Origin of the sequence: Nitrincola salilacus (assembly GCF_046271865.1) — a bacterium.
GTDB lineage: Bacteria > Pseudomonadota > Gammaproteobacteria > Pseudomonadales > Balneatricaceae > Nitrincola > Nitrincola salilacus.
In genome coordinates, this window is sequence record NZ_CP176580.1 from 2,156,622 (window position 1) to 2,182,313 (window position 25,692).

General features: G+C 50.5%; 25 protein-coding genes. 6 read left to right on the forward strand and 19 right to left on the reverse strand.

The window, feature by feature from the left end; genetic code table 11:
• Nucleotides 1-35 precede the first annotated feature (35 nt).
• The gene (locus ACK3CJ_RS10265) at nt 36-1,061 is read left to right on the forward strand and encodes a GGDEF domain-containing protein (RefSeq protein WP_409526316.1); all 1,026 of its coding nucleotides are present in this window, start codon (nt 36-38) and stop codon (nt 1,059-1,061) included.
• A 37-nt stretch (nt 1,062-1,098) separates the two neighbouring features.
• Here ACK3CJ_RS10265 and ACK3CJ_RS10270 read toward each other — a convergent pair whose 3' ends face one another.
• Genes ACK3CJ_RS10270 through ACK3CJ_RS10280 form a run of 3 tightly spaced genes read right to left on the reverse strand, consistent with a single transcriptional unit; the run spans nt 1,099 to nt 3,443 of the window.
• Complete coding sequence (locus tag ACK3CJ_RS10270; protein ID WP_409526317.1) at nt 1,099-1,731, reverse strand: LysE family translocator; 633 nt, start codon at nt 1,729-1,731, stop codon at nt 1,099-1,101.
• 57 nt (nt 1,732-1,788) lie between these two features.
• Nucleotides 1,789-2,478, reverse strand: a complete 690-nt coding sequence (locus ACK3CJ_RS10275; protein WP_409526318.1) for an HAD family hydrolase — start codon at nt 2,476-2,478, stop codon at nt 1,789-1,791.
• Between the two features lie 38 nt (nt 2,479-2,516).
• The gene (locus tag ACK3CJ_RS10280) at nt 2,517-3,443 is read right to left on the reverse strand and encodes a LysR family transcriptional regulator (protein ID WP_409526319.1); all 927 of its coding nucleotides are present in this window, start codon (nt 3,441-3,443) and stop codon (nt 2,517-2,519) included.
• A 190-nt stretch (nt 3,444-3,633) separates the two neighbouring features.
• Here ACK3CJ_RS10280 and ACK3CJ_RS10285 point away from each other — a divergent pair, with 190 nt between their 5' ends.
• The gene (locus ACK3CJ_RS10285) at nt 3,634-4,581 is read left to right on the forward strand and encodes a DMT family transporter (protein ID WP_409526320.1); all 948 of its coding nucleotides are present in this window, start codon (nt 3,634-3,636) and stop codon (nt 4,579-4,581) included.
• Nucleotides 4,582-4,864: 283 nt separating this feature from the next.
• Here the strand turns inward: ACK3CJ_RS10285 and ACK3CJ_RS10290 are convergent, their stop codons facing one another.
• The 3 genes from ACK3CJ_RS10290 to ACK3CJ_RS10300 all read right to left on the reverse strand — a co-directional run bounded on the left by ACK3CJ_RS10290 (nt 4,865) and on the right by ACK3CJ_RS10300 (nt 8,388).
• Nucleotides 4,865-5,821, reverse strand: coding sequence for an ornithine cyclodeaminase family protein (locus tag ACK3CJ_RS10290; RefSeq protein ID WP_409526321.1), 957 nt, complete (start codon nt 5,819-5,821; stop codon nt 4,865-4,867).
• Complete coding sequence (locus tag ACK3CJ_RS10295; RefSeq protein WP_409526578.1) at nt 5,790-6,914, reverse strand: alanine racemase; 1,125 nt, start codon at nt 6,912-6,914, stop codon at nt 5,790-5,792. The genes ACK3CJ_RS10290 and ACK3CJ_RS10295 overlap by 32 nt, the downstream gene beginning before the upstream one ends.
• Before the next feature lie 160 nt (nt 6,915-7,074).
• Nucleotides 7,075-8,388 carry an IS1380 family transposase gene (locus tag ACK3CJ_RS10300; RefSeq protein ID WP_409523236.1) on the reverse strand — a complete coding sequence of 438 codons (1,314 nt, stop codon included), beginning with the start codon at nt 8,386-8,388 and terminating at the stop codon, nt 7,075-7,077.
• A 237-nt stretch (nt 8,389-8,625) separates the two neighbouring features.
• On the opposite strand from ACK3CJ_RS10300, the gene ACK3CJ_RS10305 reads away from it, so the two are divergent.
• Nucleotides 8,626-9,552: a LysR family transcriptional regulator gene (locus ACK3CJ_RS10305; protein ID WP_409526322.1), complete on the forward strand. Its 927-nt coding sequence runs from the start codon at nt 8,626-8,628 to the stop codon at nt 9,550-9,552.
• A 48-nt stretch (nt 9,553-9,600) separates the two neighbouring features.
• Here the strand turns inward: ACK3CJ_RS10305 and ACK3CJ_RS10310 are convergent, their stop codons facing one another.
• The 10 genes from ACK3CJ_RS10310 to ACK3CJ_RS10355 form a co-directional block, all read right to left on the reverse strand.
• Nucleotides 9,601-10,917 (reverse strand): type II toxin-antitoxin system HipA family toxin, encoded by a 1,317-nt coding sequence (locus ACK3CJ_RS10310; protein WP_409526323.1) that lies wholly within the window; start codon nt 10,915-10,917, stop codon nt 9,601-9,603.
• Nucleotides 10,911-11,240: a helix-turn-helix transcriptional regulator gene (locus tag ACK3CJ_RS10315; RefSeq protein ID WP_151704697.1), complete on the reverse strand. Its 330-nt coding sequence runs from the start codon at nt 11,238-11,240 to the stop codon at nt 10,911-10,913. Before ACK3CJ_RS10315 ends, ACK3CJ_RS10310 begins: the two co-directional genes overlap by 7 nt.
• Before the next feature lie 324 nt (nt 11,241-11,564).
• On the reverse strand, nt 11,565-13,160 hold the full coding sequence (locus ACK3CJ_RS10320) for an isocitrate lyase (protein WP_409526324.1): 1,596 nt from the start codon (nt 13,158-13,160) through the stop codon (nt 11,565-11,567).
• Nucleotides 13,161-13,710: 550 nt separating this feature from the next.
• On the reverse strand, nt 13,711-14,928 hold the full coding sequence (locus ACK3CJ_RS10325) for a JmjC domain-containing protein (protein WP_409526325.1): 1,218 nt from the start codon (nt 14,926-14,928) through the stop codon (nt 13,711-13,713).
• A complete protein-coding gene (locus ACK3CJ_RS10330) occupies nt 14,925-15,176 on the reverse strand; it encodes a hypothetical protein (protein WP_409526326.1) in 252 nt (83 codons plus the stop codon). Before ACK3CJ_RS10330 ends, ACK3CJ_RS10325 begins: the two co-directional genes overlap by 4 nt.
• Nucleotides 15,177-15,192: 16 nt before the next feature.
• Nucleotides 15,193-15,987: an RNA methyltransferase gene (locus ACK3CJ_RS10335; RefSeq protein ID WP_409526327.1), complete on the reverse strand. Its 795-nt coding sequence runs from the start codon at nt 15,985-15,987 to the stop codon at nt 15,193-15,195.
• Nucleotides 15,988-15,993: 6 nt separating this feature from the next.
• On the reverse strand, nt 15,994-17,358 hold the full coding sequence (gene purB / locus ACK3CJ_RS10340; RefSeq protein WP_409526328.1) for an adenylosuccinate lyase: 1,365 nt from the start codon (nt 17,356-17,358) through the stop codon (nt 15,994-15,996).
• A gap of 141 nt (nt 17,359-17,499) precedes the next feature.
• Nucleotides 17,500-18,180 (reverse strand): high frequency lysogenization protein HflD, encoded by a 681-nt coding sequence (hflD, locus tag ACK3CJ_RS10345; protein WP_409526329.1) that lies wholly within the window; start codon nt 18,178-18,180, stop codon nt 17,500-17,502.
• 12 nt (nt 18,181-18,192) lie between these two features.
• Nucleotides 18,193-19,296 carry a tRNA 2-thiouridine(34) synthase MnmA gene (gene mnmA, locus ACK3CJ_RS10350; RefSeq protein WP_409526330.1) on the reverse strand — a complete coding sequence of 368 codons (1,104 nt, stop codon included), beginning with the start codon at nt 19,294-19,296 and terminating at the stop codon, nt 18,193-18,195.
• Between the two features lie 127 nt (nt 19,297-19,423).
• Nucleotides 19,424-20,092 (reverse strand): pseudouridine synthase, encoded by a 669-nt coding sequence (locus ACK3CJ_RS10355; protein WP_409526331.1) that lies wholly within the window; start codon nt 20,090-20,092, stop codon nt 19,424-19,426.
• Between the two features lie 110 nt (nt 20,093-20,202).
• Here ACK3CJ_RS10355 and icd point away from each other — a divergent pair, with 110 nt between their 5' ends.
• Nucleotides 20,203-21,459, forward strand: a complete 1,257-nt coding sequence (gene icd / locus ACK3CJ_RS10360; RefSeq protein ID WP_409526332.1) for an NADP-dependent isocitrate dehydrogenase — start codon at nt 20,203-20,205, stop codon at nt 21,457-21,459.
• A gap of 81 nt (nt 21,460-21,540) precedes the next feature.
• Here icd and ACK3CJ_RS10365 read toward each other — a convergent pair whose 3' ends face one another.
• On the reverse strand, nt 21,541-21,747 hold the full coding sequence (locus ACK3CJ_RS10365; protein ID WP_409526333.1) for a cold shock domain-containing protein: 207 nt from the start codon (nt 21,745-21,747) through the stop codon (nt 21,541-21,543).
• A gap of 231 nt (nt 21,748-21,978) precedes the next feature.
• Here ACK3CJ_RS10365 and clpS point away from each other — a divergent pair, with 231 nt between their 5' ends.
• Both clpS and clpA read left to right on the forward strand, forming a co-directional pair.
• On the forward strand, nt 21,979-22,341 hold the full coding sequence (gene clpS / locus ACK3CJ_RS10370; protein WP_409526579.1) for an ATP-dependent Clp protease adapter ClpS: 363 nt from the start codon (nt 21,979-21,981) through the stop codon (nt 22,339-22,341).
• 14 nt (nt 22,342-22,355) lie between these two features.
• Nucleotides 22,356-24,614 (forward strand): ATP-dependent Clp protease ATP-binding subunit ClpA, encoded by a 2,259-nt coding sequence (gene clpA / locus ACK3CJ_RS10375; protein WP_409526334.1) that lies wholly within the window; start codon nt 22,356-22,358, stop codon nt 24,612-24,614.
• A 53-nt stretch (nt 24,615-24,667) separates the two neighbouring features.
• Here clpA and infA read toward each other — a convergent pair whose 3' ends face one another.
• Nucleotides 24,668-24,886 (reverse strand): translation initiation factor IF-1, encoded by a 219-nt coding sequence (infA, locus tag ACK3CJ_RS10380; protein WP_151704709.1) that lies wholly within the window; start codon nt 24,884-24,886, stop codon nt 24,668-24,670.
• 93 nt (nt 24,887-24,979) lie between these two features.
• On the reverse strand, nt 24,980-25,690 hold the full coding sequence (locus ACK3CJ_RS10385; protein ID WP_409526335.1) for an arginyltransferase: 711 nt from the start codon (nt 25,688-25,690) through the stop codon (nt 24,980-24,982).
• Nucleotides 25,691-25,692: the final 2 nt, after the last annotated feature.

The following is a 25,692-nucleotide window of genomic DNA, read 5'->3' on the forward strand; positions in this document are numbered from 1 at the left end:
CGGTTACACAGAATTATTTACACCCTCAAACCATCTTGTCATTGCTGCTACTAGGATTTTTGTTTACTACCAGCAACAGCATATTTCATTGGCTGGATCCTGATGCCAGGCGTGTAGATCTCATCATTCCACCGGGTATGGCTGCTATTTTTCTCAGCCTCATTATTACTTTACTTATCAGACCTATCTGGGACATCGAAATTGCGATGCTCACCTTGTTTGTTGTGGTAGCAGTACTCACCTTTAGCGTTTGGTATTTCGTATTCAGTGCCTACGATAATGACAGTGAAAGGCTTGTAGATACTCTGCCGCCGGTGGGTAGCATACTTATCATCATCAGTTTGGTGAATATGATACTGCTGCGTACACGCCACGCCCTGAATGTTTCCTTACTCACTTGGTGTCTGGTGGCCATCCCCGTTATTTCCTATTTGCTATTTCATCCTGCGGAATTATGGAGTCCCAGAGGCAAGGACCTGGTCGTAACTCTGGGTCCTGCCTTGTTATTGGTATCCCTTTTGCTTCCTTTTCAGCGAGGTCTGCGTAAGCAAGTGGAGCAACTTAAGGTGGAACATCGCAAGATGCAAACCATAAGTGAGCTCGATACCCTCACTAAACTATTCAATAGGCGGGCAGGTGAGCGCATATTGAGACAGGTAATGACGGATAAAAATGCAGTAGGCTTGGCCATTTTTGATGTGGATCATTTTAAGAAAATTAACGACACCTACGGGCATCCGGCAGGAGACAAAGTGCTAAAAGAGCTAGCACAGCGGTGTACAGAAGTGATCCGTAAGGATGGGACCGTAGTGCGCTGGGGAGGGGAGGAGTTTATTGTTATTTTTCAGCATGTGGAAAAGTCAGATCTGTGGCAAATTTCAGAACGCTTGCGCTTGTGCATCTTTGAGAAAGACATCGAACCGGTAGGGCAAGTGAGCGCATCATTTGGTTTGGTCATGGCAACAGATTTTGATACAGCAGAATCGTTGCTTGAAAGAGCAGATCTGGCACTTTACGAAGCCAAAAAAGCCGGAAGAAACTGCGCAATAATTGGCAGCTAAAGAGGTGTTTTCGCGGTCGAAAGGTTTCTGTAGCAGATTACTTGCTTGCAACCAGACGCGCCGCCAAGCTTAAAAACACGACTCCTAATATGCCATCAATATGACGCCCAAGCTTGATTTTTCCACCTAAATATGCCCCCAGCTTACTGAATGACAATGAAAAAATTGTATTAATAAACAAAGCGATAGAGCTTAATAACAGGCCAAGTACAAGGATTTGTGTTGTTAGTCCCAACTCTGCGTTTGTGAATTGTGGTAAGAACATGCTGAAAAACAGCAGTGCTTTTGGATTCATCAGGTTGTTGAGCAGGCCTTGATATATCAGTTGTACTGCGCTTAGAGACTTTGTTTTCTCAACGGGCGTTGTTGTTGATCCTCTTTTAAACCATGCGTGTAGCAAGTTTAAGCCAAGCCATGACAAATACAGGGCTCCGACAATTTTGACTGCCCAAACCAGTGGTGGCATTGCTTGCATGAGTTGACCCAAACCAAAAGCGACTAACAATGTTTGAAGTAAGCCAGCGATAAAAATGCCAACTGATATCATGAGGCCAGCTTTAAATCCTCGAGCTGATGAGTAGGTGGATATAAGCAGCAAATCAGGCCCCGGAGAAATCACAAGGAAAAATGTCGCTACAACAAATACGGGTAAGATAGTCATGTCAATCATTTGATTTAAATAGCTCCTGAACCTATTACTGATGTTTTAGCAAACTCACTCATAACACTAAGGATGTAGGGTTTGACGTACATACTCGACTGCTTCTGACATGCCGTCAAGGACAGCCGTTGCCAATTCAAAGTCATGATGCTTGGACATTTCCGTGGGTAGTGCCAGGCACTTAATGCCAGCACTGTAGGCTGCTTCAAGACCATGTTGCGTGTCTTCGATAGCCAGACACTCATCCGCTGTGATGCCAAGTCGTTCAAGTGCCATGAGATAGCAATCGGGTGCTGGCTTGCTTGCCCGGACGTCATCCCCAGATACTATTGTAGAAAAGTAGTGCGTGAACTCGTTGGTTTGTAACGTTGTGTGAACCCCGTTCGCGCTGGCTCCTGTCACAACAGCCAGCTTCAATCCAGCGTTGTGGAAGCTGGAGATAGCCTCTGGTACACCCTGCATCAGTGGAAACGCTTTCTTCGCCAGGTAGTCTCGTGTTGCTGAGTTTTTCGCTTCTGCGAGCTGAGCAGGCGATACGTCAATACCAAACCGCTGCACTAAATCAATGGCGTTGGTGTTCGTTGGGACGCCTGCATAGTAGGCTTTGTACTGCTGTTCTGATAATGAAAGGCCGTAGGTGCGAAGAACCTGCACCCACATTTCATAGTGGATAGGTTCAGAGTTGACGAGTGTTCCATCGTGGTCAAAAAGAATCGCGCGAAGTTTCACAGAGCTTCCTTGTAATGTGATTGCCATGGGGCGTGATTACCTCACGCAGTGGCGTTCAGGATATGTCATTGACGATTTTTTTCAAGATGTGTTTTAACTGCTCCGTGTTGTGGGGGCACGAGGGGAGTATCGAGTTGCAAAGTCTCGATCATTTGTTCGTAAATCGCATCCACTGCGGCCGACTTTTCTGATCTTTTGCTACGTAAAACTGCAACGTTCATTGCCCCCAGTTGGGGCAATGCATATTCAGAGGGTAAATTTTGTAGAATCTGTAAGTTGGCAGGTACACTACAGCGAGTCAGTGCTGCCACGGCTAATCCACTCTCTACCAACGCAAGCTGCCCGGCAAGGCCTGAACTTTTATAAACAATACGATATTGTCTATTGAGTTTACCTAATGCCGAGAGTGTTTCTATTTGTGCCATGCTGCCAGCTTCATATACTGCTATAGGTAGTGGGTTCCGGCGCCAGACTTCATGTTTGGGTGTCCCTACCCACACGAGTGGTTCCTGAAAAAGAAACAGTCCTTGCTCTGTTCTATCGCGAGAGATCAATGAAATATCCAACTCGTTGCAACTGATGCGAGGTATAAGAGACGTTGATTGCTCGCAGGTTAATTCAATATCTACTCCCGGATTCCGACCAGCAAAGCTTCGTAGCACGGGCGTCAGATACATTGCATAGTCATCCGGAACACCTATACGAATCATGCCGGATAACTGTGGGCCGAACAGAGACTCTTGTGCTTCTAGCTGCAATTCCAGCATTCGTCGCGAATAAACGAGTAGCTCCATACCTTTTGAGGTAACTTCCAGATGGCGGGGGCCTCTCGATAAAATAGGACCGCCTAGAATCTCTTCCAGCTTTTTGATGTGCATACTCACTGCGGATTGTGACCGACATACCAACGGGGCGGCAGCAGACAGGGATCCAGAATCCACTACCGCAACAAAAGTTCGTAACCAGCTTATTGGTAAATCAGGGTGATTCATAGATTCATCCATTTGAATATCGAATAATTAAATTAAGAATTATTCGTTTTACATATGTCTGCTGTCAATGGATTATTACCCAGCTCGAATAAGCGAAATTATCTCCACACATATCAAGCTATTCGTTCGCATGGGTTAACGACGAAGTATGTCTTTTTTGCGTAGCCCAAAACTGATAAGGCACTGAGTTATGGACACTTCAACACGTCAGTCGAACTTACGATATTCATCTTCGAAGATGGCGCTGGCGGCCGCCTGTGGAGCAGGAATGCTGTGGGGAACAGGAGCGTTAGTTGTCAATATTCTTGTCGCGCAATATGGCTTCACGCCTGAAAGTGTCTCGTTCTGGCGTTTTGTTATAGGTGCTGTTGTGCTCATCGGGATATTTGGTCGCAGAATTTTGTGGAGCCGACTTCAACCACTATTATTCACTGTGCTTCTTGCAGGTACGGCGATGGCTGGTTATGTATTGCTATGGTTTCTTGGTATCGAGCAAATGGGGGCCGCCGTACCAACGCTGATTGCGCTCTGCCTGCCACCTGTCATAGTGACTGTTATCGCGGTGGTTCGTGGTCAAGAGATAGCAGATTTACAGCTACTCCTCGTACTTACAGGGGCTATCGTAGGCACCGCTCTGATCATCACTCAACATAGTGCGATGGCTGCAGGCGTTGATGCGAACAATGTTCTGCGCGGTGTTGCGTTTTCAATAGGTTCGGCATTCCTGTACGCAGGTTTCTCCATGATCAGTGGGCGTATTTCCATCGCACTTGGCGCTGGTCCGGCAACAGCATGTCTCACGGTGGTTGCAGCTGCAGTAATGAGTCTGGCTGCTCTTTTTCAACCGTTTACCTGGCCAGCGGAAGTTCCACCGCAAGCCTGGTTTCTCTATCTCGGCGTGATAACTGCAGCCCTCGCATTACTTGCCTTCAGCTGGGGGGCTGCACGACTGAAGCCCACGGCGCTCACTGTGGCCACTTTGCTTGAGCCGTTAACCGCAGTGGTGCTTTCAGCGCTCCTGCTGGGACAGCACTTCGGTGCGTTGCAGTGGGTAGGCGGTGCTTTTCTGCTGCTAAGTATCTGGAGCCTTGGTCGTAGAACCTCGCTGCTGATAAGGAATCCCAAACCTCACAAATAATTGACTATCATGATATCGAGATATCCAGTATTTCCCAGCAGCTCTCTATCATTTTTCTATCTCGTGTTCGTTCTGATTGTTGTCGATATTTAGACCAATGCGCCAGAGCACACCGGAGGGGTCATCCACCACGAAGTCACGCATTCCCCATGGCTGTGTTGTGTGGTGAACCCCGTTCGCGCTGGCTCCTGTTACAACAGCTAGCTTCAATCCAGCGTTATGGAAGCTGGAGATAGCGTCTGGTACACCCTGCATCTGAAGAGAAGAGGATCAAGAATAAATATCACAAACTATTCTCCTGGCTGAGTTCAATCAGTTTTTTAGCAACAATGAGATCCTGGATGGCAATACCGGAACTATCGAAAATTGTGATTTCGTTCGCAGAAGTGCGGCCAGATTTCTGCCCTGTAAGAACGTGTCCTATGTCGGTTATGGGCGTGTCGCGAGTGTGCTGAAACTCACCTATCACAACAGACTGCGTACTATAATCGCAGAAAAGCCTGGCGTACCGATAAAGCTCAGTCGGCAATTCATTTTTCCCTTTTTTATCTGCTCCCATTGCTGAAATGTGAGTGCCTGATTTTATCCATTCGGCCTTGAACAGAGGTGAGGTTGATGTTGTGGCGGTAATAACAATGTCTGCTCTCTCACACGCTGACTGAGCGTCTGCAGACTGTGCCAAAATACCCTTTTTGATCAGTTTGCCAACAAAAGCTTCTGTTCTGGCAATAGAGCGCCCAACGACCAGAACTGTTTTGATTTCTCTTACTGCAGAAACGGCCATTACCTCATACTCTGCCTGGTGTCCTGTGCCGAAAATAGCTAAAGTAGTTGCACTCTGGCGTGCTAAGCAGTCAACCGCAACGGCGTCAGCCGCTGCGGTACGATAAGCATTAACCTGACTAGCCTCAACAATGGCGCTCAGTGATCCATCTGCTGGTTCAAGAAGGAAAATAGTCGTGCCATGACAATGCTTGCCCAGTGCTGTGTTATTGGGCCAGTAGCTTCCTGTTTTCCAACCTACAATCGATTCAGCACATGCGGCTTTCAGCGAAAATATTGAATCAGCTTCTGTTCCAGTAGCATTAACAACAGGAAACAATCTAGTTTTGTCAGATATAGCTGCAATAAATGCCTCTCTCACTGCCTGGTAAGCCAAATTGTGCGAGATAAGTTGTGCCGTTTGGCTTTCAGTCAAATAAATCATATTACCAACCTTGAATTCTTGTCCAAACTTCATGGGAGTTATTCAGCTCATCAAATACGTGATAAATACTGTGCATAGAGGCAGTAGCACAAGCGTGGTTTGGCAAAATGTGCAACCGTGTTCCGATGGGGAAGTCATCTGGATTCAAGGCGTTCGGTTCTGTGGATGCAATAATCCCATGTTCTTGGTTGACGGTAACAACGCGCAGATTTGTTTGTAACGTGCCATCACTTGTCGTGACTAACCCGTAGCCACAGTCATTTGGTTGCTTTTCTGTTCCCCGATCCGCAGACAAAGCCATCCAGCCTGCGTCAACAAACAACCAGCCTTGTTCTCGGTTGTGACCAATGACAGTTGTCACTACGGTAGCTGCAATATCGTTGATGTCACACACACCAGTACCGGCCATCACTAAATCAAAAAAAGTATAAACACCTGCGCGAACTTCGGTGATACCTTCAAGGTCTTGGTAGTTATGTGCAGTAGGAGTGGACCCAATAGAGACAATTTTGCAGGGTATGCCAGCTTGAAAAAGATAACTGACTGCCAGGCGGGTTTGCTCTACTTCATTCTGGGCAGCAGTTTGTAAAGATAGTTTGTCAAAACAACTGTATGATTCGCCAGCGTGGGCGAGGACACCGACAAATTCAGCACTGCCACCTTGTACTGTTTTAGCTACCTGAACGAGAAGGGGGCTGTTAGGCTTTATTCCACCTCTATGGCCGTCACAATCAACCTCAATCAATACAGAAAAGCAGCAGCCATTATCAACGCAATACTTGTTGATGCTAATGGCTTGCTCCAAGCTATCTATTAATATGATGACATTTGAACCCTGTTCATTAAGATTTTTAACTCTAGTCAATTTAGATTCTGTTATGCCTACAGCATATAGGATATTTGTGTAACCTTCACCAACCAGTGCTTCTGCTTCTTTAATGGTTGAGACTGTTACAGGGCTTTTCTTGTCTGCCAAAAGATAAGGCAATGCATTGATTGATCTAGTTGTTTTGAAATGTGGTCGTATTGATACATTAAATTCATTAATGAATTTATGAAGTCTGTTGATGTTAGTAAGTAATGTTTTTTTCCTGACATGAAAAAAAGGCGTTCCTAGCCCGGATATTTCATCCGGCTCTTAAGTGGAGGGCCAGGCAGCCCAATTCTGTCCGATTTGCTGAGCGCCCCCCCGGCGCACTGTTTGTTTATTGATCAATCAGCATGATCAGAGCACAACTTCCCCTTACCCCATTGTTTATTCCGTGCCGGGAGCAGCACAACTGACGTTATCCTGATGCCATTTTGGCGGTGATTTTCTGGAACAGTTCCTGATCCGGATAAGTGCTATTCATCATGATACGGATCCGGCGGGTGTTGCGGGTGATGACGGCACCGATTTTCAGTAGTCGGGTACGCAGCGTAGTCACCTGAGCTCTGGCATAGCGAGTGCCACGCAGATAACCACTGCGCAACCTTTCCAGTAGCACGTAGGCCAGGCCGGATAGCAGTAAACGGTACTGATTAGGCCACCAGTCATGGCAACTGGTTCTGTCAGAGAACAGCCATTGCTGCTCCTTGATCCGATTCTCCATATCACCCCGCAGGCAGTAACGCCGGTCATAGAGCCACTTGGCCGAGCCTGACAGACTGGTGACAATATAACGGTTGTTGTCGCCCAGTGTAGTGAACTCGGCCTTGACGATCACTTTTCGCACGCGCTTCTTCCAACTGTGTGCCGAGTACCAGAGCGTCGCAAAGCAGCGCTGTTTTTCCTGTGTGGCCTCGCACGCGATAGCGGCGCGGTAACGGGTATCCAATGCCAGTTGATCCAGTCTGGAGTTCTTGCCGATGCCAACGACATAATCGACCCCGTGGCGTTCACACCAGCTCAGCAGCCGAGGGCGACAGAAACCGCTGTCGCCTCGAAAGATGATCTGCGCCTGCGGCCACTCGGCGCGAAGCCGCCTGACCAGTAGGGCCAGAATGGCCCAGGCATGCTTGGCTGCGTCAACAGACGCGGGGCGCAGATAGCTCACCAACAGTTTCTGCCCGCAGAACACGAACAGGGGTAAGAAGCAGTAACTGTTGTAATAACCATTGAAGTGGCGGCCTACCTGCTCTCCATGCACCGCATCGTCAGTGGCGTCAAAGTCGAGAATCAGCCGTTTGGGTGGCTTCCGGTACGAGCGAATGAATTGCTCAACCAGTTCCTCATGCATGGCCACGGCCCAACTCCGATTGGCGTTGAGCTCGAACCGGCACAGAGTTGACTGACTGGCCAATGTGGCATCGCTATCGACAGCGGTCTGAAGGGCCAGATCATGCCGCAGCGTTGTATGATCGTTGAGGTCTTCATACCCCAGCGCCAGTCCGTAAACGCGCTGTCGAATCATGGTCTGAGCCTGATGCCGGCAAAGGAATGGGTTACGCGGATCAGTGATTTTACGGGCAATCGAGCGGGTCAGGTTCAGTTCCCGGTCGATCTGTCGGAGTAGAATTGCTCCAGCATCGGACGTGATGTCACCACCGTCAAAATTGGTTTCGATTTTACGGCCTTTGCAGCGTGGAAATAGGTCCCGGGTAACAGTACAATGTGTCATGGGCGATCCGGTTGTTATATTTAGCTTAAGTACCTGAATTATAGCAAAAAACCGGGTCGCCCTTCTTGTTTATGCTGCAATATTCGGGCTAGTGTTCTGTATGTCTCGTCATGATTTGTCATGAATATTCCTGCTTCTTGTATTGGTTCATAAATAATTTGATTTTTAATCATTATTTGGCTAGATTGATTAAAAGTAAATTAACAAAAAATAATTCATTGATTAGGTTTTTGCTTAATGATTTCAACAGAAGACTTGGAATTTCTAACCGTAGTAAGTGGTTGCAGAACTCTGGCAGAGGCTGCACGCGCTCTCAATGTCAGTCCACCTTCAGTCACACTGAGACTGCAGCACATTGAAAGTAAGTTATCGGTATCTTTAATCCAGCGGCCTTCGCGTGTTGTCAGCTTAACTGAGGAGGGCAAGCTTCTCGTAGACAAAGGGTTGGTAATATTGAGGCATATAGATGAACTGGAAGAACAATTAAGCAGTATAAAAAATACGGTAACAGGTAAGCTCAGAGTTCTTGCTCCACTGGGATTTGGAAATGAATATGTCGCTCATTTGCTGGCAGAATATAAAATAAAACATCAAAAACTTGATATAGAATTAGAGTTATCAGATCAGCCGAACTGGTCCACTCACCATAAATGGGACATTATTATATATATAGGTGTACTGAAGGATTCATCACTTAAGATGATAACCTTAGCCAATAATGATCGTTTCATATGCGCATCACCAGTTTATATTGAAAAATATGGTGAGCCAAAGCACCCCAGGGATCTTTTAAATCATGCGTGCATTGCTCTAAGAGAAAATAATGAAGATGTAACCTTGTGGGAGTTTGAAAACAATAAAGGAGAGCATACGACTGTCCGCATAAATCCTTGTCTTTCTTGTAATGAGGGGCGTGTTGTAAAAGACTGGGCAGAAGCAGGTTTGGGGATTATCATGAGATCGGAGTGGGATGTAACTCCAGAGCTAAGATCTGGATCATTAGTTCGATTATTACCAGATTATAAGTTACCAAGTGCAGATATTGTTGCTTTGGTCAGTAGCTCTGAAGCTGAACGATCAGCACGTGTTTCTGGCTTTATAGAGATTTTGAAGGAAAGCTTAACAAAATATCCATGGAAAAATGGAGTTGCTGGCTGCCAATAGCCACTGTAGTGAGAGCTTCTGGCACTCTTACACGCAAGATCTTACTACTCACAAATCCAACCGCAGATTACCTCCAACCTCATCAAACAGTGATTCAGGTACCTGATGTTCCCTTGCCAGTGTTCGCCACTGTGCTACCTGACTGATGGTCTCGTCCAGCACCCGGTTGATTTTTGCTCGGGAAAAGAGGGGGCTGAGTTTTTCCAGGGTGTAGAAATCACTGCGGATGAAGTGGTCGCGCTTTCCGTTAAGACTCATCCAGTGGCTGTTGATCCAGCGACTGCCAGGTCTGTAGCTGTAAGCCAGGTCGTAAGCGGGGGCCAGTGTCCATTGGTCGTTGTGTAGCATGAAGGCGAAGTTTTTGGCGTGGTCATCATGGTTGCGTGCAACGATGTTGAAGACCATCCGCTTTAACAGTTGCTCTGCTGCGGTGGCAGGCAGTTTAAGGGCGCGTGCGACACCGAATAACTCTGCATAGGAGAAGCTGCCGGGCATTTTGTAATCCACATGGGCCAGTCCATTCAGGGTCTGGATATGGATCTTCCGGTTGTCGACCCGATCAAAGCGCTGGGTGATGAAGTGGCGGCGATTGCCTTCATCCAGCAGTCGGCAGGGCATCATCTCTATACCACAGCCTGTGGCCATCAGGTGATACACATACTCCATGGCGCCATATCCCATCGGGTCGCCAAACGTTTCTCGGGTTCGGCTATGTTCGCTGACACCGTCAAATTTCATCAGGTAGTGCGTGAAGCCTTCGGGTACGTTGCTCTGGCCTGATCGCACCAGGGTGAAGTCGTCATTGAATGCCAGTACCGCTTTGGGGCGTGCGCCGCCTGCGCTCATGCCGACCGACAGCAGTGCCATCATCGCTTCTCTGTCTTCATGACCCGCTTTGTTCAATTCGATGGTAAAGCCTGTCCGGTTGTCCAGTACCTCCTGAGCAATCTCCACCAGAGCGTCTATCTCAACGGCGTGTGAGGCGTTCAGGTTCTTCAGTCGGGTTGCGGGTGCATACTCAAGAGCGCCCATGCCGCGTTTGCCGGTGTATTGAAGTCGCTGCAGTGGCGTGATCTCATGCGGCTGTTTGCCCTGACTGGCGACCCAGGTATTGAGTACGGCATTACCGAAGTCATCTGGCAGGGAGTCGGCCACCAGGCCGGGCAGGCCCTTGTAAGTTTCAAAGCCAAGTTCAGGAAAGGAGTAGATCCGCTTGGCCAGTGGCATCTTCAGGGGAGATAGCTCAATGCCCTGGTCAATAAATGATGAGGTGTACTCAAAAGCGCCCAGCCCTGCCTCGGTGTCAAAGCTGATTGCTCCCGCTTCAAGATCCTTGTAGATGACCCGGATTACCTGCATTACCATTCGGGTGCCTCCTCATCTGATGCCTTGCGCTGGCCTGATGCCCGCTGGCGTACCTTGCCTTGCAGCTTTGACAGCTGAACAGGTGAGATGGTTTGTACCGGCAGGAATTTGTCGAGCTGGTCTGTCAGATTCAGTGCACTGAGAATGGCAACAAAGGCTTCCAGATGGACTTTGCCTTTCTCGGCATTGAGCACCACTTTGCGCGAAACACCTGCACGCTCGGCCACTTCGACCTGAGTCAGGTCTCGGTTCAGGCGTGCGTGTTTCAACCGCTCGCCCAGTTCTTCAGCGATGGCAGCAGGGGACTTTATGCTGGCTATCATAACGTACCTTTTATCGGATATTAAATCATTAACTCATGTTTAAGTTACCAGAGTAGCACATAATGCGAGTAATATTATGTTTCATATTTTAAAGTTACCAAAAGAGCACTTAAATATGTTTATTGGACTTAATATCCTTAAATAGGAATATTATAAAATATTGGTATCAGTTGGCTGCTGTGTGATGTGAATATATATGGGACAGGCGGCTCGAGGCTGGCACCACTGGCTATTGCTCCTGCATTGCCAGACATACAGTCTAGACATAAAAAAAGGGCCGCTTGCGCGACCCTGGCAGAACTAGCCTAGTGGGGAGATAAAAACTTAGAACTGGTTCATCGTGTTGTCTTTACCGGAGGCCTTCAGTGCGGCATCACCAGAGAAGTACTCTTTGTGATCGTCGCCCATATCGGAGCCAGCCATGTTCTGGTGCTTGACGCAGGCGATACCCTGGCGGATCTCTTTACGCTGCACGCCTTCAACATAGCCCAGCATACCGGCATCACCGAAGTACTCTTTAGCCAGGTTGTCGGTAGACAGCGCAGCTGTGTGGTAGGTCGGCAGTGTGATCAGGTGATGGAAAATACCTGCTTCACGTGATGCATCAGCCTGGAAGGTACGGATGCGGTTATCTGCTTCGATCGCCAGTTCGCTTTGGTCATACTCAACACTCATCAGGTTGGCACGGTCGTAGGCAGATACATCCTTACCAGCTTCAGCCATCGCATCAAACACCTGCTGACGGAAGCTCAATGTCCAGTTGAATGATGGGCTGTTGTTGTAAACCAGCTTGGCATTCGGTACTTCTTCGCGGATGCGGTTAACCATCTCTGCGATCTGGCCAACGTGTGGTTTTTCGGTTTCGATCCACAGCAGGTCGGCGCCATTCTGCAAAGAGGTAACGCAGTCCAGTACAACACGGTCAACGCCAGAGTCTTTCTTGAACTGGAACAGGCCAGATGCCAGACGCTTGGGCTTGAGCAGTTTGCCGTTGGCCTTCACGACGACATCACCGTTGGCGATATCATCAGCACTGTTGATGTAATCACCATCCAGGAAGCTGTTGTACTTGTCGCCCAGGTCACCAGGTGCATTGGTTACGGCGATCTGCTTGGTCAGGCCAGCACCCAGAGAGTCGGTACGAGCAACGATGATACCGTTGTCAACGCCCAGCTCCAGGAAGGCGTAGCGAACCGCACGGATCTTGGCCAGGAAGTCGGCGTGAGGAACGGTGACTTTACCATCCTGATGGCCGCACTGTTTCTCGTCAGATACCTGGTTTTCGATCTGGATCGCACAGGCACCGGCTTCGATCATCTTCTTCGCCAGCAGGTAAGTGGCTTCTTCGTTACCGAAACCGGCATCGATATCGGCAATGATCGGTACTACGTGTGTTTCGAAGTTGTCGATTTTGCTCTGGATCTCTTTTTCCTGTGTGGCATCACCGGCAGCACGGGCTGCGTCCAGCTGGCGGAACAGACCACCCATTTCGCGGGCATCTGCCTGGCGCAGGAAGGTGTACAGCTCTTCGATCAGTGCAGGTACAGAGGTTTTCTCATGCATGGACTGATCAGGCAGTGGGCCGAACTCTGAACGCAGGGCTGCAATCATCCAGCCAGACAGGTACAGGTAACGCTTTTTGGTGGTGCCGAAATGTTTTTTGATCGCGATCAGCTTCTGCTGTCCGATAAAACCATGCCAGCAACCCAGAGACTGAGTGTAAGCAGCGCTGTTGGCGTCGTACTCAGCCATATCTTTACGCATGATGTCGGCAGTGTATCTGGCGATATCCAGACCGGTTCTGAAACGGTTCTGAGCACGCATACGGGCAGCATATTCAGGGTTGATCCCTTCGAATGCAGGACCAAACTCATTTGCCAGTGTTGCGATGGCGTCGATATCTTTATTGAGAGTAGACATGGTTTTTCCTTCTCAAGCTTACTAGTGGAGTAACTGTGGTCAAGTAACTATGGTCATGTGCTATGGAATCTTCATTCCCGCCGCTGTGCAGACGATGGTCAGTGGCGTTGTGTTGGATGAATAATGCGGTGTCGGCACAGAGGAGTCAAAGCACTTTTTGTGCAGAGCAGCATAGATGTAGTCAGACTACACGGTGGTTTACATAATGGGTGTAATTTTTTTACAACCTTTAATCAGCAGGCCTGATTTGTAAAGTGAGTGAAAACGCTACCTATAGCGAAGTGGGTGCCATAAGTTAGACTTTGGTTGATTGAGAAGAGGCGGTTGTTTTTTCAAAAACTACAGGAATATTAAATTTGTTTTTTATTCCAAATAATTCTTAATAAAAGTGACTACAAAACGGGAAAAATTCCCGGAAGATACTAATTTTAACGGGTTTACAGTCAGGCACGGGTAAAAACCGTATAACGAACTGCATGGAAGAGTCTGGAAAAAAGAGCGGGCCCGGCGAATGCCAGACCCGAATTGTTATAGACGTTGACCGAAAATGTTACTCGAACGCAGAGTCAACTTCTTCATCATTACCGGCATGTAGTAAGCCGCGCTTTAGCAGCTCACACAAAAGATGTAGCGACTGTGCATCTGCAACATCCTCAAGATCGGCAAGGCTGATGCTGAGGTAGTGCCCAAGACGAGAAGCCAGTGCTTGTGCGGCGCTGGAGGTCAGTGGGTAGCATTGGCCATCGGCAAACAGAAGGCGTGTCTGATCTAGAGAATCCTGGCCTTTAGAGTCTTGATCCATCCAGGCCAGGCGGCAGCCTTCACTTGGATAGAGGCAGCCGTCGTCGTTCAAGAACGCAACCAACTCCTCCTCAGAAACCGCATCATCAGGCTCTGCAGCCAGTTCCGGATACTTGGGCTCGGTGACAAATTCACCAAACCAGGCGGCAAACAGCTCGCGGTCCTGCAGAATATCCAGCAGCTCTTGTCTGGCCTTGTCGAGTGCAGCTGCAGTGATCTCGCCCGGGTCTTGCTGCAGTGGCAGGTCGGGGTCGCAGTAGCGAGCATCGTGGCCGAGCCGCTCACCGGCAAAGTCGGAAAACCCACGCAGCATCTCGTGATGAGCCGGGGCGCGGAATCCAATGGAGCAGGTGATGCAGTCATCACCAACAGCAACACCGTTATGGCCGATCCGGGGCGGCAGATAGAGCATGTCGCCGGGTTCCAGCACCCAGCTCTCTTCGGCCTGCCACTCAGGTAGAATCATCACCGGCGCATCTTCCCGCCTGGGAGCATGTTCATCATAGGTTCCACCGATCTCCCAGCGACGTTTTCCGCTGGCCTGCAGCAGAAAAACATCGTAGTTGTCATAGTGGGGGCCAACGCCGCCGCCGTCTACGGCATAGCTGATCATCAGGTCATCGATGCGCCAGTTGGGAATAAAGCTGAAGCGGCGCAGCAGTTCATGTGCCTGAGGGGCCCAGTGGTCCACGGCTTGAATCAGTAGTGTCCAGTTGCTCGGCGGCAGCTCGCTGAAAACCGCTTCGTCCAATGGGCCCTGCATCATCTGCCATTCATCGTTGACGGCATCAAAGCGGATCAGTCGCGATTCCACCTCTTCTTCACAGGCAAGGCCAGCCAGCTCATCGGCACCGACAGGTGACACGAAATCGGGGATGGCGTTGCGGATCAGGAGGGGTTTTTTCTGCCAGTAGTCACGCAGAAAGACTTCAGCCGTGATATCGCCAAGCGGGAAGGTTATATTCACTGACCTACCAGCTCCTGCAATTGATCGGCTCTGTCCTGCAGTTGAGCCATCACTTTGCGGACGTCCTTGCTGGACAGGGCCGCGGTGCGGTCATTGCCAACCAGGTGTACCAAGCGTTGAATATCAGCGGCGCACTCTTGCAGACTGGAGAGGTTGTAACCGACACGTGTCTGGTTGTCTGCGATGGCTTGCAGTTCCTGTTGTAGTTTTCCGGCTTGTTCAGCCAGGGTATGAAAGGTGTTATCCATAGCCATTTACCTTCTGTCAGGACTGGTAGGGTGTTTCCATGTCTTGCTTGGACTCGCTTTTTGTATGAGCCTCATCACGCCCAAGCTGACGCTCGCGTACAAGGCTCTCTTCAACAGCATTGAGAATACCGCGCAGGATACCCAGTTCGCCGCGCTCAGGGCGTGAGCGATTGAAGTATCGCTTCAGCTTATCCAGTACGCGACCTTCATGTTGTGGAATGATAAAGCTTGTTTTACGCAGTACTGTTTCGAGATGTTCATAAAACATTGCCATCTCGGATTGAGGGGCGTGAGGGGTAGGCTTGCCTGCGCTGCTATTGTCAGCCTTGCGTGCATGGCGATGAATCTCATAACAGATCAGCTGCACCGCCTGGGCAATATTGAGTACCGGATATTCCGGGTTGGCATCAATATACAGGTGACGATTGCAGGCGAGCATCTCCTGATTGTTCAGGCCCATGGTCTCACGGCCGAAGAGTATGGCGATCTGACCACCATGACTCTCTTCGACAATACTGGCTGCTGCCGATTCGATATCCAGCAGGGGCAGGTCGAAGGTTCTCTCGCGTGCGCTGGTGCCGATCACCAGATGGCAATCGGCTATTGCTTCTTCAAGAGTGCTGACAACCTGTGCCTGCTCCAGCAGATCCTTGGCACCAGCAGCACGCGAGGTGGCTTCCGGATCGGGGAAAACACGAGGGTCAACCAGAACAAGTTGAGATAACCCCATGTTTTTCATCGCTCTGGCAGCCGCGCCGATATTGCCCGGATGAAAGGTGTTGATCAGAACAATGCGGACGTTGCTGAGCATGGTCAATCAGATCCGCTTAGCCTGAGCAACTGCGTTGCCGATATAGTTATGCGGCGTCATCTGCTTCATCTCTTCCTTGACGGATTCGGGCAGGACCAGCGTATCGATAAAGGTGTGCAGTGTCTGCTTGTTCATCACATTGCCGCGTGTCAGTGCCTTGAGCTTCTCGTAAGGCTCTTCTATGCCATAGCGACGCATCACGGTCTGAATCGGTTCTGCCAACACTTCCCAGGAGCCTTCCAGATCGGCATCCAGGCGCTCTTTGTTCAACTCCAGCTTGGAGATCCCTTTCAGGCTCGCCTGATAGGCCAGCAAGCTGTGTGCAAGGCCGACACCGAGGTTGCGCAGTACGGTTGAGTCGGTCAGATCACGCTGCCAGCGCGAGATCGGCAGCTTCTGTGCCAGATGCTGCATGATCGCATTGGCCAGGCCGAGGTTGCCTTCGGAGTTTTCGAAGTCGATCGGGTTGACCTTGTGTGGCATGGTCGACGAGCCGACTTCACCGGCAATGGTTTTCTGCTTGAAGTAACCCTGGGAGATATAGCCCCAGATATCGCGATCAAAATCGATCAGGATAGTGTTGAAACGGCAGATCACATCAAACAATTCGGCGATATAGTCATGCGGCTCGATCTGCGTGGTATAGGGGTTCCAACTGATGCCGAGCGACTCCACGAAGCTGCGGGCATTGGCTTCCCAGTCCACCTCAGGATAGGCGCTGATGTGGGCGTTGTAGTTGCCGACTGCGCCGTTGATCTTGCCCAGGATATCGATCTGAGCGATCTGCCTGAATTGGCGCTGCAGGCGATAGGCTACGTTTGCCAACTCCTTACCAACTGTGGTGGGGGAGGCAGTCTGGCCGTGTGTGCGTGACAGCATTGGCTGAGCAGCATGCTCTGTTGCCAGCGCAGCGATGGCATCGCAGAGTTCGCGCATCGGTTGCGTGATCACGTCAAGGCCATGCTTGAGCATCAGTGCATGCGAGAGGTTGTTAATGTCTTCGGAGGTGCAGGCAAAGTGCACGAACTCGGAGATAGCCTGGAGTTCGGCGTTATCCCTGAACTGCTCCTTGATGAAGTATTCAACCGCTTTTACATCGTGGTTGGTGGTGCGCTCTATCTCCTTGATGCGCTCGGCATGCTGAGGAGAAAAGTTGCTCACGATACGATTCAGGGCGGCATCGGCTTCCTGGCTCAGCGCAGGGACTTCGTTGATCTGCGGATGTGCAGCCAGCTGTTGCAGCCAGCGAATCTCGACTTCGACACGAAAACGGATCAATCCGAATTCGCTGAAAACGGGGCGCAGATCGGCTGTTTTGCTGCCATAGCGTCCGTCGATTGGGGATACGGCGGTGAGGGCAGAAAGCTCCATGTAACAATCTCACTTTAACTGTTGTGTCAGAAGGCGGGTATTATAACTGAAAAGCCCGTGGATGGGCCAAATGCCCCCCGAAAACCCTGTGATTGTCCTTTAAGGGATCGGCAGGGTCGTTCGGAGGCGGCATTCATCTGCTCAGCGGCGAGCCATGATGCGTTGCAGAGATGGGCGTACACGAGTCTTGAAGAGGAACATGTGCCAGCGTTTACCACCCACCTGGCGCCATAGCAGAGCAGAGCGAATCGATGCCAGCAACAGGGCGCGGATCTTGGCGGCATTTTCAGAGTTTTGCAGATGGCGCGGATCGCCACCGACCTGAATACGAAAGCTGAAGGTGCTGATGGTATCCTGGTACAGCCCGGCCAGGCCTGCTATCACATTGCTGTGAGTATAGATGGTCGGGTTGGGGTGCGCCTGGCCCTCTTCGGAATGGTCGGGATTGAAGTAGCGCGCCTTCTGTTCCAGTTGATCCATGCGTTGCCCGATGGTCTTAAGCATATCGGGGTTGGCGCTCAGTTTGCGCTCAAGATGCAGGGCGCTCAGGGCATAGCGCATCACATCGGCGTTATGCTGATTCTTTTTCTTATCAACAAGATCCTGAAGATTTCTCAAGCCAAGGCCGAGGTTGTAGGGCAGATCTTTAGCGCCACCGAAGACATCCTCCGTCACCTCTGGCGAGTTGATGAAAAGACTGTGAATACAGGTCTCAAAACTGTTCTGAGGAATCATGCCGCGCTTTGCGATCTGTTCCACGAGACTGGCTGCCTGGAAAATTCCGGCAAGCGCAATCGTTTGTTCATCTTGTTGTCTTGACATCAAAACTCCAGATTATCGATTCTTTGGGCTGGTGTGTTCGATTACACCACCGCCCAGGCACTGATCATCACGATAAAAAACGACAGACTGACCGGGCGTCACGGCACGTTGCGGCGTGTCAAAATGCACGATATACCCCAGCTCAGGATGCACTTCCACCCGGCATGCCTGATCAGGCTGTCGGTAACGAACCTTGGCCTCGCATGTGAGCGGCAGTGGCGGTGGCTCATTGATCCAGAAGATCTCGCTCAGGCTCAGCCACTCGGAATAGAGCATCGGGTGTTGCTGGCCCTGAACAGCGATCAGTACGTTGCGTTCGAGGTCTTTTTCAGCCGAGAACCAAGGTTCTTCTGGGTAGTTCTTCAGGCCGCCGATCCTCAATCCCTGACGCTGGCCGATCGTATAATACATCAACCCCTGATGTTCGCCGATCACATCGCCATCGGGTGTTTCGATCTTGCCGGGCTGAGCGGGCAGATACTGTTGCAGGAAGTCTCGGAAGCGTCGTTCACCGATAAAGCAGATGCCGGTGCTGTCCTTTTTATCATGCGTAATCAGATCATGCTCTTCAGCCAGTGCACGCACAGCGGGCTTTTCCAGCTCGCCGACCGGGAACAGGGTCTGCTGCAGTTGTTCTTCACCGACCTGATGCAGAAAGTAGCTCTGGTCTTTGTTCTGGTCCAGACCCTTCAGCAGGCAGGTGTGGCCGTCTCGCTCACCTCTGCGCACGTAGTGCCCGGTAGCAATCAGATCGGCACCGAGTACCTTGGCATAGTCGAGGAAAGCTTTGAACTTGATCTCTCGATTGCACAGGATATCGGGATTGGGTGTGCGGCCTGCCTTGTACTCGGTCAGGAAATGCTCGAACACATTATCCCAGTACTCGGCGGCAAAGTTGGCGGTGTGCAGCTTGATGCCCAGCTTGTCACAGACAGCCTGAGCGTCAGCCAGGTCCTGCATCGCGGTGCAGTACTCTGTGCCGTCATCCTCTTCCCAGTTTTTCATGAACAGGCCTTCGACCTGATAGCCCTGCTGCATCAACAGCAGTGCAGAGACTGAGGAATCGACACCGCCGGACATACCGACGATAACTTTCTGGTTTGAAGGATCTGTCATGATAACGTTACTGAATCTGGCCTGTGATTGATTAACTGTAAAATAATGGGCTGCTGGTTATGAATCGTAAGTCGCTATATAAAACCGGGCGCAATATTAGCATGTATCGAGCTGCTGAGTCAGGGCTTTAGCGTCGTTGTCTGGTCGCTGCTCTTGTTCTGGACCTGGTACTGGGCCTGGTTCTGGACCTGGTGCTTTTCGCACCCGATCGGGTGCCAGCGTTGGCAGCCCCAGTGTCGGTTGGAGTCTTGGGTAGGTTGATCTGTTCCCGTCGTGATTCACCGGGTGACAGATTATCGAGTGTCCAGTTACCGATCGCATAGCGGATCAGACGCAGAGTAGGGAATCCCACAGCGGCCGTCATGCGTCTGACCTGGCGGTTGCGCCCTTCGCTTATTTTAAGCTCCAGCCAGCTGGTAGGCTGCGACAGCCGTGTGCGAATCGGTGGCGTGCGTGGCCAGATCTCGGGTTCCGTCATTCTGCGTGCCTTGGCCGGACGCGTGGGCCCATCATTGAGCAAGACACCGCTTTGCAGTTGCTCAATCGCTGCATCCGATATTTCACCATCGACCTGGGCCCAGTAGGTTTTTTCCAGCTTGAACTTTGGGTTGGCCAGTCGGTGCTGAACCTGTCCGTCGTCAGTCAGAATCAGCAACCCCTCTGAGTCGTAATCCAGGCGCCCGGCAGCATAAAATCCCGGCTCGCGGATATAATCGGCAAGCGTGCTTCGGCCCTCGTTATCAGTGAAAACACTCATGACGCGGAAGGGTTTGTTGAAAAGCAGTATGTTCGACATTGGTCTGAGGGCCAGTTCCGTGGGGCTATTTTCAGTAACAGGGGGCTACCCTTAGTGTATAATTACCGCCGCAGACGATAATTCTACGAATACTACTAGTGGAGTAAAGAATGGGATATCAGAATATTCAGATGCCGGCAGAAGGTGAAAAGATTACCGTTAATGCGGACTTTTCCCTGAATGTCCCAAACAATCCGATCATACCCTATATCGAAGGGGATGGAATCGGGGTAGATGTTTCCCCTGTGATGATTAACGTTGTCGATGCGGCTGTTGAAAAGGCATATGGCGGCGAGCGTAAAATTTCGTGGATGGAAGTCTACGCGGGCGAAAAAGCCACTCAGGTCTATGATCAGGATACCTGGCTCCCGGAAGAAACTCTGGCAGCTTTCAAAGAGTTTGTTGTTGGTATCAAAGGTCCTCTGACGACTCCCGTTGGCGGTGGTATTCGTTCACTCAACGTTGCGCTGCGTCAGGAGCTGGATCTTTACGTTTGTCAGCGTCCTGTTCGCTGGTTCGAAGGCGTGCCAAGCCCGGTTAAAAAACCTGGCGATGTTGATATGGTAATCTACCGTGAAAACTCAGAAGACATCTATGCAGGTGTCGAGTGGAAAGCGGGTTCTCCAGAAGCCACAAAAGTGATCAAGTTCCTGACTGAAGAGATGGGTGTTACCAAAATCCGTTTCACCGACATGTGCGGTATCGGTATCAAGCCGGTTTCTGAAGCAGGTACGAAGCGTCTGGTTCGCAAGGCTCTGCAGTATGCCGTCGACAACGACCGTCGCTCTGTGACGCTGGTTCACAAAGGCAACATCATGAAGTTCACCGAAGGTGCCTTCAAGGATTGGGGTTATGAGCTGGCTGCAGAAGAGTTTGGTGCTCAGCTGCTGGACGGCGGCCCATGGATGACCTTCAAGAGCCCTAAAACTGGCAAGGAAATCGTCGTTAAAGACGTCATCGCTGATGCGATGTTGCAGCAGATTCTGCTGCGTCCTGCCGAGTACGACGTGGTTGCGACTCTGAACCTGAACGGTGACTACCTGTCTGACGCCCTGGCTGCAGAAGTGGGTGGTATCGGTATCGCTCCAGGTGCCAACCTGTCTGACAATGTTGCGATCTTCGAAGCAACTCACGGTACAGCACCCAAGTATGCCGGCAAGGATCAGGTTAATCCTGGTTCCGTTATCCTCTCTGCCGAGATGATGCTGCGTCACATGGGCTGGACTGAAGCGGCTGACCTGATCATCAAAGGTATGGATGGCGCTATTTCTGCCAAGACTGTGACCTATGACTTTGAACGCCTGATGGAGGGTGCAACCCTGCTGAAGTCTTCCGAGTTCGGTCAGGCTATCATCAACAAGATGTAATAGCCTACTTGCAGAGGGTGCCGGGCATCCTCTGTACAGAACTTAAAAAGCCAGCGAAAGCTGGCTTCTTTGTTATGTGGGTTACTCCAGGGGGCGGATGTTGACTGCGTGCAGTCCCTTGGGGCCTTCCTGGGTTTCGAATTGAACTGCCTGACCAGCGCGAAGACTTTTGTATCCTTCTGCCATGATCGCTGAAAAGTGAGCGAAAAGCTCCTCTTCACCCGCTTCAGACAGGATGAAACCATAGCCCTTGGCGTTATTGAACCACTTGACTTTTCCAGTGTGCATCGGTCACTCCCATGTTTCCCTTGCCTGAAAGCCTGTCGCAAGCAGACAGGCCCGACCACTCATGCTCCACGCCAGAAAAAAATGCGTAACATCCGGCGTGTTGCTTTACATCCTTGCAGGGACTGCAGATACTTTAGTTATCACTCCCACGGTTTAAATTATATTACTTAAGCCCCATATCACAACTATATAAATGTATTTCTAATGTTCGACAATGACGCTGATACGACTATGCTGATAGATAGAAGGGGTGCCATCATCAGAATGAGCTCCAAAGACGATGAGCACGAGGATCACAAAGACGGCAATCTTGCCACCGCCGACACCAAACCGGAGATCAAGAAGCCGCCGATGTATAGAGTGGTTCTGTTGAATGACGACTATACGCCGATGGATTTTGTAATCGAGGTGCTGATGATTTTTTTCAACCTGCACAGGGAGAAGGCGACGCAGGTGATGTTGGCAGTCCATACTCAGGGAAAAGGCGTCTGTGGCGTCTATACTCGTGATGTGGCTGAAACTAAAGCTGCTCAAGTGAATCAATATGCCAGACACAACCGACACCCATTGCTTTGCGAAATTGAGCCGGTATAGAGAGGGTTGCAGCCATGTTAAACCGTGAGCTAGAAGATACCTTGAGTGCTGCCTTCCGGGCAGCCAGAGAGAAGCGTCATGAATATATGACGGTGGAGCACCTGTTACTGGCGCTGTTGGATAACCGCGAAGCAGCGGAAGTCCTGCTGGCCTGTGGTGTCGATTTTGATCGTATGCGCAGCCAACTGGCCAGTTTCATTGACGAAACGACCCCTATTCTTCCGGATAATATCCCTAATCTCGAAACCCAGCCTACGCTTGGCTTCCAGCGCGTGCTTCAGCGTGCGGTTTTCCATGTTCAGTCTTCCGGCAAAACAGACGTCAGCGGTGCCAATGTGCTGGTGGCGATATTCAGTGAGCAGGAGAGTCATGCGGTATTCGTACTGAATCAGCAGGGTATCGAGCGTATTGATGTTGTGAACTTCATTTCACATGGCATCTCCAAAATCGCCGATAACGAGTCCCATAGTGAGCAGGAGGAGGGGCTTGATGCAGGTGAGGGTGGCGAAAAAGGCAAGAGCGCGCTGGCACAGTTTGCCGTTAACCTGAATCAGCAGGCGGCGCTTGGCCGCATCGATCCACTGGTGGGTCGTGATGCGGAAGTGGAGCGCGTGGTGCAGATCCTGTCGCGCCGTCGTAAGAACAATCCACTGTTGGTAGGTGAGGCCGGTGTCGGTAAAACCGCCATAGCGGAAGGTCTGGCGAAGCTGATCATTGAAGACAAAGTGCCCGATATCATCTCAAACAGCATCGTTTATTCACTGGATCTGGGGGCGCTGCTGGCCGGTACCAAATATCGCGGTGACTTTGAGAAACGCCTCAAGTCATTATTGAACGAGATACGTCAGCAGCCGCAGTCGATTCTGTTCATTGATGAGATACACACCATAATCGGCGCAGGTGCGGCGTCTGGTGGTTCGATGGACGCCTCCAACCTGCTCAAGCCGATGCTCAGCTCGGGTGAGATTCGCTGCATAGGCTCCACGACTTTCCAGGAGTTCCGCGGCATCTTCGAAAAAGACCGTGCGTTGGCGCGTCGCTTCCAGAAGGTTGATATTCTGGAGCCGAGCGTGCAGGACACCTATCAGATATTGAAGGGGCTGAAATCCCGTTTCGAAGCGCACCACAATGTCGAGTATACCGACCCAGCGCTCAAAGCGGCTTCAGAGTTGGCTGATCGTTATATCAATGACAAGCATATGCCTGATAAGGCGATCGATGTCATTGATGAGTGTGGCGCCTATCAGCGTCTGATGCCGGCAGAGATACGCAAGACCATTATTGATGTGCCCGAGATCGAAGCGGTTGTCGCCAAGATCGCCCGTATTCCACCAAAAAGCGTATCGGCATCCGACAAGGATCTGCTGCGTAAGCTGGATAGCAATCTGAAGATGGTGGTGCTGGGGCAGGATCAGGCGATCGATGCGCTGGCGGCTGCGATCAAGCTGTCACGTGCAGGGCTGAAAGAGCCGAATAAGCCGGTTGGTTCCTTCCTCTTCTCTGGCCCGACAGGGGTTGGTAAAACAGAAGTGACCATGCAGTTGGCTCGCCAGATGGGTATTGAACTGATCCGCTTTGATATGTCTGAGTATATGGAGCGTCACACGGTATCGCGCCTGATCGGTGCACCTCCTGGCTATGTCGGGTTTGATCAGGGCGGTCTGCTGACTGAAGCAATCACCAAATCTCCCCACTGCGTACTGCTGCTGGATGAGATAGAGAAGGCGCATCCCGAAGTGTTCAATATCCTGTTGCAGGTGATGGATAACGGCACGCTGACCGATAACAACGGTCGCAAGGCGGACTTCCGCAACGTGATACTGGTGATGACCACCAATGCCGGTGCCGAGGCGATGACGCGTCCATCCATAGGCTTTACCCATCAGGATCACAGCTCGGATGGTTCGGAGGCGATCAAACGCATGTTCACGCCGGAGTTCCGTAACCGACTGGATGCCGTGATTCAGTTCAAATCACTGACACCGGAGATCATCAAAGGCGTTGTCGACAAGTTCCTTACCGAGCTTCAGGCACAGCTGGACGAGAAGCATGTTGTGCTTCAGGTCGAAGAGTCTGCCCGTACATGGCTGGCTGAGCATGGCTATGACGAGAAAATGGGTGCACGCCCGATGCAGCGTCTTATCCAGGACAAGATCAAGAAGCCATTGGCCGAAATGATATTGTTCGGAGAGCTTGCTGAAACGGGTGGTGATGTCAGGATTGAGGAGAAGGATGGTGATATCAGGCTGTCTGTTGAGGCAGTAACAGCCTGATTCGAGCCTGCTACTGATCCCAGGGACGGGGCAACCAGGCGCCTGTTAGAATCCTAACGGGCGCGATAGGTGATGCGGCCTTTGCTCAAGTCGTACGGAGTCAGCTCAACCTTGACCTTGTCACCGGTCAGTATACGGATATAGTGCTTGCGCATTTTGCCAGAAATGTGGGCTGTCACAACATGACCGTTCTCAAGCTCAACACGGAACATTGTGTTGGGGAGCGTGTCGATGACAGTGCCATCCATTTCAAAAGCTTCTTCTTTTGCCATTCTAATCGTTACCTCTAAGACTGGTTTCTATAACCTGGTCCGGTTGGAAAGGCCGAAATTCTACCCTAAAATGTGTTTGATTCAAAATGAATATTACTTAATACGTGACCAATGGCCGTCAATAAGCATTTCCAGAGGCTTGTAAGCGAGCTTGTAATTCATTTTTCGACACTCTTTTACCCAGTAGCCCAGATAAAGATGAGGTAGTCCGAGCCTGCGGGTTTCCTTGATCTGCCACAGAATGGCATAGCTGCCCAGGCTGCGTGATGACAGCTCCGGATCGTAAAAAGTGTAAAGTGCTGATGTTGCGTGTTGCAGATAATCGGTTACCGCAACTGCGACCAGTTTTCCTTCCTGATCTCGAAACTCATAAAAAAAAGTGTTCTGATTTCCCTCAACCAGGAAGTTGTGAAACTGCTCCGAGGTCGGTGGATACATATCGCCATCCGAGTGGCGCTCATTGATATAACTCTGGTAAAGGCGATAGTACTCGCGAGTCAGGCGTGGTGGCATTCTCTTAACGGTAAGATCCTTGTTGATATTCATCAATCGGCGCTGAGTTTTACCGGGTTTGAAAATATCCACGGGAATACGTACCGATACACAGGCCTGGCAGAAGTCACAGTGAGGGCGATAGATATGGTTGCCACTGCGCCTGAAGCCCAGCTCCGATAGCTGGCTGTACAGTGCACTGTCGACACTGGCCTGCGGGTCGACAAACAGAGTTTTGGCCTGATGCGCATAGAGATAGCTGCAGTCATGCGTAGGCGTCGCATAGAAGCGCAGCGTTTTCATGTCAGTCATTA

Coding starts and splice junctions, on each gene's coding strand:
- ACK3CJ_RS10270 (WP_409526317.1), bottom strand. CDS start 1,731: ATGATTGACATGACTATCTTACCCGTATTTGTTGTAGCGACATTTTTC.
- ACK3CJ_RS10275 (WP_409526318.1), bottom strand. CDS start 2,478: ATGGCAATCACATTACAAGGAAGCTCTGTGAAACTTCGCGCGATTCTT.
- ACK3CJ_RS10280 (WP_409526319.1), bottom strand. CDS start 3,443: ATGAATCACCCTGATTTACCAATAAGCTGGTTACGAACTTTTGTTGCG.
- ACK3CJ_RS10285 (WP_409526320.1), top strand. CDS start 3,634: ATGGACACTTCAACACGTCAGTCGAACTTACGATATTCATCTTCGAAG.
- ACK3CJ_RS10290 (WP_409526321.1), bottom strand. CDS start 5,821: ATGAAGTTTGGACAAGAATTCAAGGTTGGTAATATGATTTATTTGACT.
- ACK3CJ_RS10300 (WP_409523236.1), bottom strand. CDS start 8,388: ATGACACATTGTACTGTTACCCGGGACCTATTTCCACGCTGCAAAGGC.
- ACK3CJ_RS10305 (WP_409526322.1), top strand. CDS start 8,626: ATGATTTCAACAGAAGACTTGGAATTTCTAACCGTAGTAAGTGGTTGC.
- ACK3CJ_RS10310 (WP_409526323.1), bottom strand. CDS start 10,917: ATGGTAATGCAGGTAATCCGGGTCATCTACAAGGATCTTGAAGCGGGA.
- ACK3CJ_RS10315 (WP_151704697.1), bottom strand. CDS start 11,240: ATGATAGCCAGCATAAAGTCCCCTGCTGCCATCGCTGAAGAACTGGGC.
- ACK3CJ_RS10320 (WP_409526324.1), bottom strand. CDS start 13,160: ATGTCTACTCTCAATAAAGATATCGACGCCATCGCAACACTGGCAAAT.
- ACK3CJ_RS10330 (WP_409526326.1), bottom strand. CDS start 15,176: ATGGATAACACCTTTCATACCCTGGCTGAACAAGCCGGAAAACTACAA.
- ACK3CJ_RS10335 (WP_409526327.1), bottom strand. CDS start 15,987: ATGCTCAGCAACGTCCGCATTGTTCTGATCAACACCTTTCATCCGGGC.
- purB (WP_409526328.1), bottom strand. CDS start 17,358: ATGGAGCTTTCTGCCCTCACCGCCGTATCCCCAATCGACGGACGCTAT.
- hflD (WP_409526329.1), bottom strand. CDS start 18,180: ATGTCAAGACAACAAGATGAACAAACGATTGCGCTTGCCGGAATTTTC.
- mnmA (WP_409526330.1), bottom strand. CDS start 19,296: ATGACAGATCCTTCAAACCAGAAAGTTATCGTCGGTATGTCCGGCGGT.
- ACK3CJ_RS10355 (WP_409526331.1), bottom strand. CDS start 20,092: ATGTCGAACATACTGCTTTTCAACAAACCCTTCCGCGTCATGAGTGTT.
- icd (WP_409526332.1), top strand. CDS start 20,203: ATGGGATATCAGAATATTCAGATGCCGGCAGAAGGTGAAAAGATTACC.
- ACK3CJ_RS10365 (WP_409526333.1), bottom strand. CDS start 21,747: ATGCACACTGGAAAAGTCAAGTGGTTCAATAACGCCAAGGGCTATGGT.
- clpS (WP_409526579.1), top strand. CDS start 21,979: ATGCTGATAGATAGAAGGGGTGCCATCATCAGAATGAGCTCCAAAGAC.
- clpA (WP_409526334.1), top strand. CDS start 22,356: ATGTTAAACCGTGAGCTAGAAGATACCTTGAGTGCTGCCTTCCGGGCA.
- infA (WP_151704709.1), bottom strand. CDS start 24,886: ATGGCAAAAGAAGAAGCTTTTGAAATGGATGGCACTGTCATCGACACG.
- ACK3CJ_RS10385 (WP_409526335.1), bottom strand. CDS start 25,690: ATGACTGACATGAAAACGCTGCGCTTCTATGCGACGCCTACGCATGAC.